This window comes from Acidobacteriota bacterium (assembly GCA_029861955.1).
GTDB lineage: Bacteria > Acidobacteriota > Polarisedimenticolia > Polarisedimenticolales > Polarisedimenticolaceae > JAOTYK01.
Window position 1 is genome coordinate 74,206 of record JAOTYK010000017.1, and the last position, 16,450, is coordinate 90,655.

Below are 16,450 nucleotides of genomic sequence, written 5' to 3' on the forward strand. Positions count from 1 at the left end.
ACACGGACAGACATTCGTGGCCTGGACCACACACGCCGAGTCGCTGGATCGATAGCGGAACGCCGTGCTGTCCGGTTGGAGATTTCGCCTCGAATTGGGTCTTCGGAGTTCCGGCGAAGTTTGGTTGGGTCACATAATCACTCCCGACTAAGGTGACCGCCGGCGTGCCCCTGTATCGAACAGACGCGACCACGGACCCCAGATGGCGAGCGTGATGCTCGGTCCCTGGAGATTGACGTACAGCGTGTCCGGGCTCGAACTCCAGGTTGCACCCGCAAACTCCGACACGGTCGTGCGCGCGAAGTCGACGATCGTGCCGTCCATCGTCAGGATGCGTAGCCAGTTCTCGCCGCCGCCGTCCTCGCAGAGCAGCACGTCGCCCCACGGCAGGACCAGCAGGTTGTCCGGCATGTCGAGGATGCCGGAGTTGCGACTCTCGTAGACGAGTGTTAGACGGTTGGCTGAAGGCTCGTAGCGCCAGACCTGCCCGCGATGGCCGCTCCCGCCTCCACCGGTCGCGTCGAAGTAGACCGCGTTCTCGACGTCGCTCCACCACGAGCCCTCGCCGCGGTAGAACACCGTCGGACGGACAACGGTGCCGTCGTTGTCGAGGTAGATCTGACGGCGCGTCGCGGTCGGCGATCCGTCGGGGTCGGGAACCGCGACCCACTCGGGTTGGAATACGTCGCCCTGCTGCGCCGCGTTGGCAAAGCGGAGCTCCGGCAGGTAGAGGGCCTCCAGTTGGCCCGCTGCGTTCGCATAGGCGCCGAAACCCCAGGGCCGGGTGTTTGGAGCGGGCACGAAACGATAGAACAACCCATCGACAAGATCCTCGGTCTGGTACACCGCCAGGCTGCCGGGATCGACCGTCGCGGCTTCCTTGTAGAACCGGCCGAGGGCGTCGAGACGAACCTGGCGTGGCGTACCGCCGTCCAGCGCGGCATACGGATCGACCTCGAAGGCCCATCCGTGACTGACACCGCCGATCGGCGACAGGCTTTCCTCGACCGTGATCCACGTGCCCCACGGCGTCACGCCGCCGGCGCAGTTCCGTGTGGTTCCGGAGCTGCTGACCCACGCCTGCAGGAGTTTGCGGTTCGGCCCGACCTGCATGATCGACGTTCCGCCGCTGGCGCCTGAATTGTAGTGCCCCGCGACCGGCGGGACGACCGGCGGCTCGCCGGGGCTCAACTCGTGGTTGACCACGAGAATCGTGGTGTTGTTCGGCCCGGGAAACGCACCCATGCCGTCGGCATCGCCGGGCCGCGGCGTCCCGTCGCTATAGACCGTGCTCTCATCGGCGACGACGCGATAGTGGAAGCCGGGCGGGAGGTCGATCAGCGGATCGTCCGCAACCACCACGACCGACGCCGCGAGGAGGCCGATGGCCAGAGCAGAGTTCCGGGCGTCCATGTGTCACCTCTCGTCGGATCAGTGTCGCTCTCTTACATACGCTTGTTTTGAGTACCGTGTCGGAGAATTCGTCGAGACCGGGGACTCTTGCCTGGCAACGAGACGGTAGCCCAGGCCGCCATCGACGCCGGGATCGGCCGGCTACTCCAGCTTCGCGAAAAACCCACCCGACGCGAACTGACCGTTGCGCACGCGGAACACGATTCGGTTCGCTCCCGGCTGTAGTTCGAGACCGACTTTCCTGCCCTCGTGCTCCGGGTTTTTCCAGAAGTCATGCCAGGCGTTCCAGTCGTTGTCGCCGGAGATATACCCGTCGCGGTAGACGAAACCCTGAAACCGGTCGTTCACGAATAACGCCAGCTCGTCGGTCGTGCTGATGTGGAGCACCGCGTCGCGTTGCGTCTCCGACTCGATCGTCGTTCGAAAGTAGGCCACCGACCGTCCGCCTTCGTACTCGGTCAAGCGGCCCGTGACCACCGCGCCGCGCGCGTCGGTCCGGAACGGCTTCCAGGGATGCCCTTCGTCGTTGGCGCGTTCGAACGCTTCGTCGGGACGGGCGAGCGGCCCGATCACCTGCCAGTCGGTCAACAGCGACGACGCCTCGTATTCGATGCCGGGGATCGCGGGCCCGGTGTAACTGAAGCCCGCGATCGAAGTCGCGGTCACGTTGTCGATCCAGACCGGGTAACCCACGATCCGCGGGCCGAACCCGGCGAGCCCGGACGCGTGCTCGTACAGGTCGAACGTGACCCGGGGAACGGACATGTCGCCGACATACAGGTGGATCTCGTTGCCGACGATCTCCGCCCTGAACGTCCGCCACTCGCCGATCCGAATCGCGTTGTCTCCTGTCAGCGGGGTGTTGTATTCCTCGTAGAGCAGTCGCGAGACGTTGCCGTCGCGCCATGGGTTGGCGCGGATGTAACTGCCGTTGCCCTTGATGTAGAGGCTGCCGAAGTCCGATCGCGAGTTGGACTCAGTGTAGTTGTAGACGAAGCCGAGGTAGTTGTCGGCGTCGTCCGGGAACAGCATCTCGCCCGCCAACGACAGCCCACCCCACTGGTCGGAGCCTTCGATCAGCGCCAGGACCTTGCCGTCTGGCTGAAGCTCGAGCACTCGACCGTGTACGGGGTCCCCTGAGTCCACGGTTCGAATCGCATGCTCGCCGAGAAGCCTCCATCCGACGAGGTCGCCCTCGAAGTCGTCGGTGAACCGCACCTGGGGAACCGCATCGGTAACCGCGCAGGAAAGAGCCGTCACCGTTAGCCAGGTGATCACCGCAAGCGTCGTCAACTTCATGCGCACGATCTCCAACAGGCCCTTCAACCCACGACCGAGGTTCTCGGTTGGCCAAAGAGTCGACCATTCCTGGAGCCAATCCGCGATGGAGCGAACGTTCATCCTGGTGTCACATTAGCAGCGTCTAAGTGAAATGTGAGACCCGACCGCTCCTACCAGAGGCCTTGCCCCCCCTGCAGGGGGCGTTGTAGCCGCTCGCCTGGCCGGAGATCGTGAGGCACTATCGATCGAAACGGCAAACGGCGGCACGCTCCCGAGCTCGGCGTTGAACGTGCTGTCCGGTTGGAGATTTCGCCTAGAATTGGGTCTTCGGAGTTCCGGCGGGATTTACCTTTTGCCGCAAATGAGGTGGCTTTGATCCAATTCGGGTGGGGCGTCGCCCGCAGAACCCGGTTTCGGTGTTTCGCGTACTGGTACGTTAGTTGCTCTCTGTCGGTACTTAGGCGAAGGAGGAGGATTCTTCATGGTGAAACCAGTTCTCGCAGCGGCCCTGCTGTTGCTTGCGACGATCCCTGTCGCGGCCGATACGATCGTCGTCGATTCCGTCGTTTCCGGCAGCCCCGCCCAGGCGGCCGGGCTGCAGGATGGCGACCACCTGATCGAACTCGACGACAAGACAATCGCGTCGCAGGATGATCTTCAGGAAGTCATTGCGGCGCACCAACCCGGAGACACCGTACCGCTGGCCGTCGAGCGCGAGGGTGAGAGGGTCGCTCTCTCGCTGACCTTTGGTGAGCGCCCGGACGGTGGCGTCTCGATCGGCGTCCGGCTGGCCATCATGAGAGGCGCGGGCAGCGCGGACGGCGAACCCACCGAAGCAACGGTCGAGTGCCTCGAGTGGATTGATACAACTTACCGGATCGAGGCGATGATCGAGGACCTGGGCCTCGATTTCGCAGACGATTACGCGTCGACGCTCGAATGCGTCCAGGGCGACACGCAGCGCATGGCCCCGGCCGATGCGGTCAAGTACTGCGACAACGTGTTCAAGGTCCACTGCTCGGCTCTCGACTTGCTCACCGAGATCGGTGAAGCCCAGGTCGAACGGTGCGAGGAACAGCTCGGCGCGTCACTGGGTTTGAAATTGGACCAGTACGACGGTTGGAAGAAGTGCGCAGAGCAATCCGTGTTCGACCGCTACTCGAAGAAAGGTGAAGCGAGTGACGAAGCGGCGTGCAGGGCCGCCCTGCTGAAAGAGTGCGGGACGAACGTCGATGCGGCCGAGCATCAGGCTTTCGTTGCGTGTTGCACGGCGGATACGCTCGACGGCGAATCCTGCCCGATGATCGATGACGGCTTTTCGCGAGGTCCGTGTCACGATCGTCCCGTCTGCGTCAATCGTCTCAACAGCGAATGGCTCGACTGTTCGGTGGTCGAGTGACCACGCGCGGAGCTTGCGGGCTCATCCTCGTATCGGTTCTTCTGGCGTTCGCACCGGTCGCGGCGCAGGCCGGCGAATGGCTCCAGTGGGGCGGTCCGAGTCAAGACTTCAGGGCCCCGGCCGGGAAGCTCGCGACAAGCTGGCCCGAGGACGGCCCCGAACAACTGTGGAGCCGCGATCTGGGTGAGGGCTACTCTGCGATTCTCGTCGAGAGCGGCCGTCTGTTTACGATGTATCGCGTGGGCGACAAGGAGGCTGTGGTCTGCCTCGACGCCAAGACCGGCGAGACGGTCTGGGAGCAGCGCTACGAGCACTCCCCCGCGCAGGATCACGTCTATGGATACGGCGCCGGTCCCCGCTCGACGCCATTGATCTCCGGCGGCATGCTGTTCACCATCGGCGTTGCGGGCCGGATGCACGCGCTGAACAAAATTGACGGCGAGGTCGTCTGGACCGCCGAGCTATGGGATGGCGACCTCGGGGGGAACGTCCGGGCCCACGGCTACTCGTCGAGCCCGGTGGCCTACAAAGACACGGTCATCGTGAGCGTCGGTGGCGAGAACGCCGGTCTGATTGCGTTCGATCGAAAAACCGGGACCGCGAAGTGGAAGGCTCTCAACTTCAAGAACAGCCATTCGTCACCGCGCATCGTGGAGATCGCCGGTGAGACTCAGCTCCTCGTCTTCATGGCCGAGGAGTTGATCGGGGTTAACCCCGAAACCGGAGCATTGCGCTGGCGCTACGCCCACGCCAACCAGTGGGGTCACAACATCAGCATGCCCATCGTCGTGGACGGGGATACGATCTTTCTCTCTTCCATTCAGGCAGGTGCCCGGGGAATACGCCTGGTTCGTCAGGGTGAAGCGATGGAAGTTCACGAGATTTGGTCCTCGCGAAGGATCCAGTTTTACCACGGCTCGGCGATCCGCGACGGTGACTGGGTCTACGGATCGACCGGGACCATGGGGCCGTCGTTCATGGCCGCGGTCAATCTGCGCAGCGGCGAGATCGGGTGGCGCGAACGAGGCTTTGGCCGCGCCAACTGCGTGGAGGCCGACGGGAAGCTGATCATCCTGGACGAGGACGGTGTGCTGTACCTCGCCCGCGCGACACCCGAAAAACTGGTCGTGCTCGGCAAGACCCAGTTATTGAAAAGAGTCGCGTGGACCGTACCGACGATCGTCGGCAAGACGATGTATGTGCGCGACAACGCACAGATTCTGGCGGTAAACCTGGGCTAGGGGTCTACTTGGCCCTGTTCAGCCAGGCGCGCTTCAGCCACGACTCTAACCCCGGGTACACGACACCGTGACGGAACGGATCGATGAGGCGCATGTAAACCGCCGTGATGCGCCCGACGGGCTTGACGTAGGTGGCCCAGAAGAAACGATGGCCAGAATTGGATCGTGCGATCGCGACGCTCAGGATGGCGTGAACGGTCGCGTTCAGGGCTTGATAAGCGGCCTCGTCGGGCAGAATATACAAGGTTTGAAACGGTCCCTGCGGCGTGCCGGGAGGCAGCAGCGACGCACCGGCCAACTCTGCCGGGACCCCTTCGATCAAGGTTCGCTCGAGCTCTTTGTCGGGCTTTGAATCGAGCCGGAAGATCCTACCGAGAAGGGATCGGAGAAAAAACAGGCCTCGAACCGGCAGAGGCAGGGAACGACGACCCTCCGCCGTCATGAGATTCCGCAGATCCTGCAACGTGCAACCGGAAGAGCCCTGCAGCTCGACGAGCCACACGTCGTGGAGGGGAAAACCCCGAACGAACGGGGCCACTTGCAAGGTCAACGACAGGTACTCGGCGGGATCGACTCGGGGCACGCACGCAGTATAGTCGACCACCTCACGCATTACGGGAGCAGATCGCGTACGTTGGGCGTATCGGAGCATGCTGCAGGCGCCGACCCGCTGGAGACTCAGGGCCGCGCCCAAAACGGCCCGTCACCTCAAGAGGCGGCGGGCCGAATCGGTTGTCAATTTCTCAGGTGCGTCAATTGTTCGGAAAACCAGGCCGTTGTCCGTGAGGTGTCAGCAGAAGCAGGATCGCCTCGTCCAGGCGGGCACTCAGGTTATCGACCTTGGTGTCGAGCGCCTCGAGCATCGCCGACGTCTCGCCCGCCTTAACCTGCAGGTCCGCCACCCCGGTGTCCACCCGCTGCACGCACAGGGCCTGAGCGACGTCCTGGACGCGTCCCGCGATCAGCGCAGCTACCTTGAGTAGCTGTTCATCGAACCCGATCGCCTGCTCGATGAGCTTCGAGATCCCGACCGGCACGGAGATCCCAGTCTCCGCCACCGACGCGTTCGCGCCCACGGCGTCTTGCTTGGTAGCGGGTCGCACCGATTCCTTCACCAGTTCCAGAGAGGCGGTCACGATGCCGACGGCGTTTTTCGCGAGGCCGACCACCGAGGCCAACTCGTCCAGGATCCTGGCCGCGTCGAAGGGTTCGCAGCTATCCTCGTCGCCGCTCGCTTTGCGGGAGGCAAACCTGGTGAGCTGGCGCTTTACCAAGGACATCCTCGCGACCCCGGTTTTCAGCTGCTCGTTCGCCCGGACCGCCGCGTCGATGTTGTCGTTCATTGCGAACACGGCCCGCTCTTTTCTCTCTTCTTTCCTCGGTCGAGGAGGTGCGGCGAATCCGGAAGCACTGCCGTTACCCATCCGGTCCTCGCAAACTCGCTCGCACATGTTCTCGGTTCGTTCGTTGACGCGGACCATCTCGTTGTCATCCGGCCCATTAGGGTCGTCGATCCGCGCCTTGAACACGTTGCACTTGCCGTCTCCGAACTTCATATCGAACGAGTTTCCCGAGAATGGCTTGAGCCCTGGTGGAAACTCTCCTTCTTCCAGGGATTCGAAGAAGACCCGGTCCGAGAACTTACAGTCCTTGCCCTTCTTCTGGTCCGCCATCTCGAACGCACCGTCATAATCCGCGTCCTCGACAGCAAGGTTGTCCTGCCGACCGCGATCGAGTTGGTCCCGCAGCATCTGGATGTCTTCCGTGTCGTTCCGCATGAGCCTGAGCTGGCCTGGGATCATGAGCTTCCCACGCACCAGTTGCGCGTGGATCGCCCGCATTTCAACTTCCATCGTTTCGAGCGCGTCGATCATGATCTCCTGCTCGTCGAGCAGCCCGCCCATGCATAACTGGATCGAAGTCTCCGTTTCACCTTGCGCGTTGACGGTCTCGCCGCATCCGCCCTGCGCCGGACCCTGAGCCACGCTTGTAGAGACCGTGACAACCAGTGCCATCGCGGAACAAGACGCCAAGAAACCGATTCTTCCCCACATAGCTTGTCCTCCGTTGTTCGGCGCGCGGCTTCCCCCCGTTGGGGGCAACGGACGCCGAGTGAGCCGTGCTTATGCGTCAATATACGCCGATCATCCCCACGGTAGGTCAGACGGATGCTGATTCTGGGGGTTCAAGAACCTGAGGAGACAGACTTTGAATTGGGTCTTCGGAGTTGACGAGTCGCTCGTTCTCGAAGACCACATCCGCCGGTAGGTTCGGATAGGCCTGCCGAACGGCACTCGCCGTCTGATTGGACGGGCTCCTTTGGGTCGCGGTCCGGACGACCCTTCATAGCAGACATCAGAACCCTACGGGCACTCCGGCGAGTACTGAAGGGTCGGATCGCCGACCGGTTTCATCCAGCCCGACTGGAACCAGGCCAGATCGACCGGCCCGACGGTCCCGTCGCAGTCGAAATCATGGGCCACGTCACCGGGTGGCACCGTCATCCCGAAGGAGACGTAGAACAGTGCGAGATCGCCGGGCCCGATCACTCCGTCGCCGTCGAGATCGTAGTCGACGGACGGCACGGACTGTCCCGCGGAGACGATCGTCGAGCCAAGCTGGACGTCGCTCCAGGGTACGAGGCCGCGCCCGAGTGCCGACAGCTGCGGTTCGAGACCGCTTGCCTGAACGCGGATCTCACAATTCAGCAGGCTCGCATCGGCCTGATGGCGGATCCAGCCGATTCGCACCCAGTCCGGTTCGATCCCGTCGTTGGACGGATCGCCGTCGGCGACGGCGGAACCGCCGAAGTCGTCGACGAGCCCGGCACCGATCGTCCCGCTGCTGAGTACATTGAAGACGGATCCATGACCCACGTCCATTGCGACCGGGTCTCCGCAGGAAACGACGTCCACGTAGACCGCGACCAGGCCGGTGTTGAGGACTCCGCTGTCCGTGGCCCAGACCTCGACCCAGAAGTCTTGTCCCGCCGGGACGAAGGCCTCCGATGGCGGGGCGCCGGCGATCGGAACGGTTGTCTCCGGAGTCGTCGCGGGATCGACCAGACTCACGATCGGCACGACCCGAGCGTCGGGCTCGCAGGCGGGGATCGGGTCGTTCAGACAGGCTCCGGTGGCTACCACGCAGCTGTCCGCGGTACACGGGTCGCCGTCGTCGCAATCGATCGGCGATCCGAGCTCGCAACCGTTCATCGCGTCGCAGGTTTCCAGACCGTTGCAGTCGTTTCCGTCGTCGCAGACCAGGAGCGTACCGGGCTGGCAGCCGTCGATCGGATCGCAGGTCTCCAGACCGTTGCACACGTTCGCGTCGGTGCAGACCAGCGGAACACCGCTCTGGCAGCCGTCGATCGGATCGCAACTCTCCAGGCCGTTGCAGACGGTTCCGTCATCGCAGATCGGTGCGACACCGTCCTGGCAGACCGCGAAGTCGTCACAGGTCTCGTCTCCGTTGCAGGCGTTTCCGTCGCCACACGGACTCCCCGCGGCGAGCGGGTCGTTGATACATCCCCCGGCCGGGTTACAACTGTCGGTGGTGCAGGGATTGCCGTCATCACAGTCGAGGGCCATGCCGCCCTGGCAACCGCTGGCCGGGTCGCAGGTCTCGACACCGTTACACGGGTCGCCGTCGTCGCAGATCGGCGGCGTCCCGTTTGCACAGAACCCGGCCTGGCAGGTTTCCAGGCCGTTGCAGGCGTCGCCGTCGTCGCAAGAGCTACCGGCGCCGGTGTTGCTCACGACCTGCACGTCGTCCCAGTAGTGGCCACCGGAACTCATGCTCCAGAGGCCCACCGTGCCGCGGGTCCTACGGGTTGACGGATCGCTGTCGATGCACTCCGTCTGCCAGTTCGCCGGCTCGGCCGTGCCGTCGTCCGGCCAGGCCTTCGCCCTGATGAACGTGTTCGCGCCGTCGTCTTCGACCTGAACCTTGACCCGGAACCACTCACCGACGACGGGCTCGAACCCGGTGTCGCCGACATCGTTGCCGCCGCAGTCGGGGAACGTCCCATGGGGACTCAGGTGAAGCGTTCGTCGGAACGAACCCATCCTCAGCCGGTAGTAGGTGTCGCTATTCGGAAAGTCGGAGAGCACCGTCACGCCCCAGCCGGCGTTGGAACTGGTCACCAGGCCCCGAGTCGAGAGCGTGTAGTCGGCCCAGTTCGCGCTTTCGGCGGTGATGTAGTGCGAGTGGATGTTGACCAGAGCAGAGGTCGTGCCCAGCGCCAGTTCGCCGCCGACGTTCTGCACGTCGAAGTTGTCGTCGAGCGTCAGCACGTTTCCCGCGCCCGAATCGAACCAGTCGGCCGGCTCGTCGCCCGGCACCGTGTTGAAGTCCTGGAGCGGCAGAAAGTCTCCACCACACGCGACGCAATCGGGAACCGGAGTATGGACGCACTGCGAGCCGCCGACGTCGCACGCATCGTCGGTACACGGATCGCCGTCGTCGCACAAGAGGTCATCGGGAGTCTGAACGCATCCCAGCGTCGCATCGCAGCCGTCAACGGTGCAGAGGACACCGTCATCGCAATCCGGTGGGTCGCCGGCAAAGCAAGCCCCCGCACCGTCGCACTGCTCGTCACCGTTACACAGATCGCCGTCGGCGCAAGCGGCGCCCATCGGCTCGAACAGAGTCAGGCAGCGGTTCGTGGCGAGGTCGCAACTGTTCAGGGTGCAGGGATTGCTATCCGTGCACTCCGGATCGGAGCTACAGGGAATACAGCCGGGCACCGCTGTGATGCTGCACTGGCCCAGCGGGGCCAGCCCGCCGGCAATCCAGGTCGCTCCGTTGAGCGTCCCGTCGTTCATGCCGACGGAGTCGGCCGTCGTCGAACTCGGGGAACCTTCGTTGAGACCCCAACGGGCGATAAGGCCCGGGGCCGACGTGACCTCGAGATTCATGTCGTCCTGAATCTCCTGCTGAGTACGTGCCACACCCCACAATCTGATCTCGTCCAGCGCGCCGGTGTAGAACGTATCCAGCACACCGGTGGTCCCGTTTCTAAGGGCGCCGATAGCGACGTTGTCCGTTCCACCCTCGATGCCCGCGAATCCCGCCGGCAGTGCGCTGCTGGCCGCCAGGGCGCCGTTCAGGTACAGCCGCAGTTCATCCAGGTTGCGATCGAGGACGGCGGCGAAGTGATTCCACTGGCCCGCGTTGACCGCGATCGCCGAGGTGATGTCCAGCGCATTCGCCGTCGTGTCCTCGACACCGAACGCCAGCGGTCCGTTGAAGTAGAACACCGCCACCTGTGAATTGGCACCACGTCTTCCGATGTGGAAGATGCCCGGGAAGCCACTACTGTTGTCGCCGGGATCGAACCAGCCCTCCACCGTCAGACTACCGGTGCCGAAGCTGGTGATCGAGGCGTCGTTGCCGAACTCAACGGTGTCGTTCGTACCGTCGAACGACAGGGCCGCAGTGTCGAGACTGGAACAGGTCTCGTCGGTACAGGGATCGCCGTCGTCACACTCGCCGTCGGATGCACAGACGCCGCAACCCGGCTGGGTGTCCGGCAGGTAGCCACACGTACCGGTCCCGGGGTCGCAGCTGTCGATCGTACACAGATCCGAATCGGCACAGTCGTTGTCGGTCGTACAACCGAGACAGTCCGGTATCGGCGTATTCACACAGGCACCCGAGAGATCGACCAGTCCACTTGCGATCCAGGCCGCTCCGTTGAGCGTCCCGTCGTTCATGCCGACGGAGTCGGCCGTCGTCGTACTCGGGGAGCCTTCGTTGAGACCCCAACGGGCGATCAGGCCCGGAGCCGACGTGACCTCGAGATGCATGTCGTCTTGAATCTCCTGCTGACTGCGCGCCACACCCCACAATCTGATCTCGTCCAGCGCGCCGGTGTAGAACGTATCCAGCACACCTGCCCCCGATCTCAGGGCGCCGATGGCGACGTTCTCCGTCCCGCCCTCGATGCCCGCGAACCCCGCCGGCAACGGGCCGCTGGCCGCCAGGGCGCCGTTCAGGTACAGCCGCAGTTGGTCCAGGTTGCGATCGACGACGGCGGCGAAGTGATTCCACTGGCCCGCGTTGACCGCAATCGACGACATGATGTCCAGCGTCTTTGCCGTGGTGTCCTCGACACCGAACGCCAGCGGACCATCGAAGTAGAACACCGCCACCTGTGAATTGGCACCGCGTTTTCCGATGTGGAAGATGCCGGGGAAGCCGCTGCTGTTGTCGCCGGGATCGAACCAGCCCTCCACCGTCAGACTGCCGGTGCCGAAGCTGGTGATCGAGGCGTCGCTGCCGAACTCGACGGTGTCGTCCGTACCGTCGAATGACAGGGCTGCCGCATTGACCGGCAGGCAGGCATCGTCGGTGCAGGGATCGCCGTCGTCGCACTCGGGATCCAGCGTGCAACCACCGCAGCCCGGGATGGGATCGAACGCGCAGCCACCCAGCAACGGGCCCGGCAACCCCGACGTGATCCACGTCGCGCCGTTGAGAGTCCCGTCGTTGCCGTCCACCGAGTCGGCGGTCGTCGTGCTAGGTGGCCCCTCGTTCAGCCCCCAGCGGGCGATCAGGCCGGGAGCCGTGCTGATCTGCAGGTCCATTCCGTCCTGGATCTCCTGCAAGCTTCGTACGACACCCCACAGCCGGATCTCGTCCAGCGCGCCGGTGTAGAACGAATCCAGCACGCCGCCGCTCGAGCGCAGGCTGCCGATCGCGACGTTTTCCGTTCCACCCTCGATGTTGTCGAAGCCTGCCGGTAACGCGGCGCTGCCCGCCAGGGTGCCGTTCAAATACAGCCGCAATTCGCCCAGACTGCGGTCGACAACGGCGGCGAAGTGATTCCACTGGCCTGCATTGAACGCGATCGCCGATGGGACATCCAGCGCACGGGCGGAAGTATCCTCGACACCGACCGCCAGCGGACCGCTGAGGAAGAACACCGCCAGTTGTGAATTGGCGCCCTTGCGTCCGATGTGAAAGATGCCCGGGAAGCCGCTGCTGTTGTCGCCCGGATTGAACCAGCCCTCGACGGTCAGGTTGCCGGCGCCGAAACTGACGATTGAAGCATCGTTGCCGAACTCGACGGAGTCGTCGACGCCGTCGAAAGACAGTGCGGCGAAATTGTCCGCGCAGCTATCGCTGGTGCATGGATCGCCGTCGTCGCAGGCGACGTCGGCTTCACAGCAGTCCGGGAGCGGCGCATTGCTACACGTATTCGACACACAGCTGTCGATCGTGCACACCGAGCTGTCATCGCAATCTGCATCCAGCACGCAGCAATCGGGTATCGGTGGCCCCGAGCAGACTCCCGCGCTACAAGTATCAGTCTGTGTGCAGACGTTTCCGTCGTCGCACGCGGCGGTGTTGTCGGTGAACTCACAGAGTTCGGTCGTGAGATTGCAGACGTCATCGGTGCAGTCGTTCAGGTCCTCGCAGTCCGTGTCCGATAGGCAGTCGAGCGTACACGCCGGGATGGGCACGAAACTGCATTCGGATGCACCGAGCGGAGCCAGATCGGCGCCGATCCAGGCCGGACCATCGAGTGTTCCGACGTTGCCTCCCACGGAGTCGGCGATCGTCGGGCTGGGGGCACCTTCGTTCATCCCCCAACGTCCGATCAACCCGGCGGCCGAGAAGAGCTGCAGGTTCAGGTTGTCCTGGATATTCTGCTGGGTGCGCACGCTGTTCCAGAGTCGGATCTCGTCGAGGGATCCATCGTAGAATGTTCCCAGTGCGCCGGTACTCCCTCTCAGTGCGCCGAAGACCGTGCTGTCGGTGCCGGCGTCTATCGCACCGAAACCGCCCGGCAGGTTCGCGCTCCCCACGAGGTTCCCGTTCAGGTACAGGCGTATCTGGCCTGTGCCGCGATCCAGAACCGCGGCGAAGTGGTTCCACTGCCCCATCGTGAATGCCGCAGGCGCCGTGTCCACGGGGTTCCCGAGGGTGTCTTCTACGCCGAGCGCGATCAGATTCCCCACCATCAGGTAGACCGCGAACTGCGCGTTGGGTCCCCGACGACCGATGTGGAACAGCCCCTTGAAGTTCTCGGTCACCATGTCGCCGTTGAACCAACCCTCCACGGTCAGGCTCGTGAAACCGAACGCGGTGATCGAGAGGTCGTTGCCGAGGTCGACCGAGTCGTCGAGTCCGTCGAATGAGAGGGCGGCGTCATTCCCGTCACAGGTGTCCGTGGTGCATGGATTAGCGTCGTCGCAGTCCACATCGAGTTCGCAGCAATCTGGGAGCGCCATATTGCTGCAAGTATTCGACGCACAACTATCGGTCGTGCAAGCGGAGCTGTCGTCACAGTCCGCGTCCAGCACGCAGCACTCGAGCACCGGCGCCCCGGAGCAGACTCCCGCGCCGCAGCTGTCGTCCTGGGTGCAGATATCCCCGTCGTCGCACGGGATCGATAGGTCACTACTCTCGCACGCTCCCGTCGTCAGATTACAGGCGTTGGATGTGCAGGCGTTGCCGTCGTCGCAATCCACGTTCGCCGCACAGGCGGTGGTGAACGTAGAAAGCGGACCCGTAGTGGCCGTGACCCCGTCGAAGGCCTCGGCGAACCACTCGTAGTCCGCGGCAGACGCGAGTGCCGGCCAGACCAGATTCGCGTTTCCGCCGTTGGGGATCCCACTCACCGATCCGATCAACTCGAGTCCGTTCATCTCGTACGGCAGCGTGAACTCGTTTTCCGCAACGGCCCGCCAGGCTTCGGCGCCGTTGACGGTCCACAACTGGTCGAGGGTCGGCGAGTAGCTGCTGACGCGAATCTCGTCCGCGGACGGGACGAACTCGAAGATCCTGAGCCAACCGTTTCCACCGTTGGGTTCGAGCTGGTAGTTCTGAAGTACGGAGTGGACGACGTTGCCGCCAAACGTATCGACCCGGCGACCGACACCGGACACGTGGCCGGAGAGCATGAGGAACAAATTGGGGTTGCCCTTCAATGCGTCGTAGATCGCCTGTCCCTGCGGGCCGAAGCTCTGCAGATCGGGATTGGGCGCGATGTAGCCCGGATGGATCCCGGTGATGTAGTGGCTAACCACGATGGCGCGCTTGTCGCTGTGAGTCTGAAGGAGACTGTCCGCCCAGGCCAGAGCCGCCGCGCGGGTGGCGCCGTCTTCCAGGTCGTACTCGAGATGGATGACGATGAAGTCCATCCCGCCTGCACTGAAGATCTGATAGTGGTTGTCGTTGTTGTTGGAATAGAGCGCGGGGTTGCCGAAATCGAAGTGGCCGCCGTAGTAGCCGCGGCCGAGGAAGCGGCTCACCCCGAAGGTTGAGTTGTACTGGGTGGTCGTGGCGCCCTCGTCCATGCCGACACGCGCACCGCCGATAGGGCTCTGGTCGTGGTTGCCCACGGCGACACCATACGGGATCCCTTCCGGTAGCATCGTCGTAACGGGATCCTCGAGCAGGCTGAACGCCGCGTCCGCCGTCACCCATTCGCTGGGGAAGTCGCTGCCGAACTGGACGCAATCGCCTACCTGGGTGACGAAGACGATGTTCATCGCATCCTTGTTGTCCACGATCCACTGTGTCTGGGCACTGAAGATCGCCTGATTGGTCTGGTTGTGATCGGCGTAGTTCTGGGTGTCCGGCAGTACGACGATCGTGAAGTTCTCTCCGATGCCGGCGCCGCGGCCGTAGAACGAAACATCCATCGAGTCGCCGTCGGGATCGGTCACATCGACCGAGAGCGTGGGTGAGGTCGAGACGCCGGACGCCCCGTCCGCCGGCATGACGACGGTCGGCGTGTCGGGTTGTGCCGCGGCCAGGGGGCTCGCCAGCCACAACAACAGGACTGCGAGCAACACGGGGCGAGACCGAACGATCGATGTGCGGATATTCTGTGCCATGGCATCAGCCCCCCAGTAGAGTGGCCGCGCCAGCACCGCGACGCGGCAGGCTCGTAATCTGTCGATGGAGTCAGTGCTCTTCTAGTACTCTGAGAACGTCTCGGGCACAAGACGGGTAAGACGACGATAGGGGTCCCTTGAAGCGGAAATCCTTGCGTATTTCATCATTTGCGAGCAGACCACCGACATCGTTGGTTCGCGAGATTCACTGTTCGCACAACGGAACGCCGGTGCTCGAAACGGCCTTCCGCCTCCGCTTCTGAAAGAGCAGGTTCCCTGAAATAACAAGCCCGCCCCGGTTCGATGCATTAGCGATACACCTGAGTATTTCCAGATGTTTGAAGAGAATCGGTGTCCGGACCCGTCGAGGCGGCAGCTGTTGATGGTCTTCGACTCGGCTACGATCAGCGGATTGTCAGCAACCCTCGTCGGTGGTGCCATCGCAGTTATTGTCGATACCGTCACACACTTCCGTTTCTCCGGGGTTCGCCTCTGGCTCGTCGTCGTCGCAGTCATTGCCGGCTGTGACGCCGTCAGGGGGATTCTCGTCGCCATACTCGTCGTCGTCGTCGTCCTTCATACACGCGCTTGCATTGTCGTCCGGTGCGGCGCCGACAAAGGTGGTCGCGGACGAATCGTCACAGTCGGTGTTGTCGTCGGCTTCGCCTGAGGTGTTGTTGCAGTTGAGATCGTCACCGGTTATCACCGTGCTGCTGCCGTAGGTATCGGTATCGGTGTCCTGATAGCAATCGTCAAATGTGTCGCAGTCCTGATCGATACCGTCGGCCACGGTCTCGGTGTTGCCGGGGTACTTACCCGCGTTCTCGTCGTCGCAATCGGTACCGGCCGTGTGGGACCAGCCACCGTCGGGAGCCTGGCTGTCGCTGCACGGTGTCAGCCCATTCGCTGCAGCCAGATCGCAGGCCGCCACGGATGTCGAACGGTGCGACCCGTCGTTGTCGCAATCGGCGTACCAGACCTGGCCGGGGAATTCGGCACTGTCGCCGTCGTCGCAATCGGTACTGTCGTCGGCTTCGCCTGAGGTGTTGTTGCAGTTGAGATCGTCACCGGTGATCACCGTCGTGCTGCCGTAGGTATCGGTATCGGTGTCCTGATAGCAATCGTCAAATGTGTCGCAGTCCTGATCGATACTGTCGGCCACGGTCTCGGTGTTGCCTGGGTATTTACCCGCGTTCTCGTCGTCGCAATCGGTACCGGCCGTGTGGGACCAGCCACCGTCGGGCGCCTGGCTGTCGCTGCACGGTGTC

8 protein-coding genes are annotated in these 16,450 nt (G+C 63.4%); 2 read left to right on the forward strand and 6 right to left on the reverse strand.

All coding sequences use genetic code 11. The annotated features are described in order from the left end of the window. Nucleotides 1-147: 147 nt before the first annotated feature. Both OES25_10360 and OES25_10365 read right to left on the reverse strand, forming a co-directional pair. Nucleotides 148-1,413, reverse strand: coding sequence for a PhoX family protein (locus OES25_10360; protein MDH3628044.1), 1,266 nt, complete (start codon nt 1,411-1,413; stop codon nt 148-150). A gap of 141 nt (nt 1,414-1,554) precedes the next feature. Then, nucleotides 1,555-2,814 carry a hypothetical protein gene (locus OES25_10365; protein MDH3628045.1) on the reverse strand — a complete coding sequence of 420 codons (1,260 nt, stop codon included), beginning with the start codon at nt 2,812-2,814 and terminating at the stop codon, nt 1,555-1,557. 361 nt (nt 2,815-3,175) lie between these two features. Between OES25_10365 and OES25_10370 the strand changes: the two genes are divergently transcribed. Together OES25_10370 and OES25_10375 are read left to right on the forward strand one after the other, a co-directional pair. Continuing rightward, on the forward strand, nt 3,176-4,093 hold the full coding sequence (locus OES25_10370; GenBank protein ID MDH3628046.1) for a PDZ domain-containing protein: 918 nt from the start codon (nt 3,176-3,178) through the stop codon (nt 4,091-4,093). Next, complete coding sequence (locus OES25_10375) at nt 4,066-5,334, forward strand: PQQ-like beta-propeller repeat protein (GenBank protein MDH3628047.1); 1,269 nt, start codon at nt 4,066-4,068, stop codon at nt 5,332-5,334. Before OES25_10370 ends, OES25_10375 begins: the two co-directional genes overlap by 28 nt. A 4-nt stretch (nt 5,335-5,338) precedes the next feature. Here OES25_10375 and OES25_10380 read toward each other — a convergent pair whose 3' ends face one another. The 4 genes from OES25_10380 to OES25_10395 all read right to left on the reverse strand — a co-directional run. Further along, on the reverse strand, nt 5,339-5,917 hold the full coding sequence (locus OES25_10380) for a DUF2867 domain-containing protein (protein ID MDH3628048.1): 579 nt from the start codon (nt 5,915-5,917) through the stop codon (nt 5,339-5,341). A 169-nt stretch (nt 5,918-6,086) separates the two neighbouring features. Further along, entirely contained in the window at nt 6,087-7,349 is a 1,263-nt protein-coding gene (locus OES25_10385; protein MDH3628049.1) for a hypothetical protein, read from the reverse strand. Between the two features lie 348 nt (nt 7,350-7,697). After that, on the reverse strand, nt 7,698-15,182 hold the full coding sequence (locus OES25_10390) for a hypothetical protein (protein ID MDH3628050.1): 7,485 nt from the start codon (nt 15,180-15,182) through the stop codon (nt 7,698-7,700). Between the two features lie 415 nt (nt 15,183-15,597). Continuing rightward, nucleotides 15,598-16,450, reverse strand: an 853-nt coding sequence (locus OES25_10395; protein ID MDH3628051.1) for a putative metal-binding motif-containing protein, incomplete at its 5' end; no start/stop codon positions are given.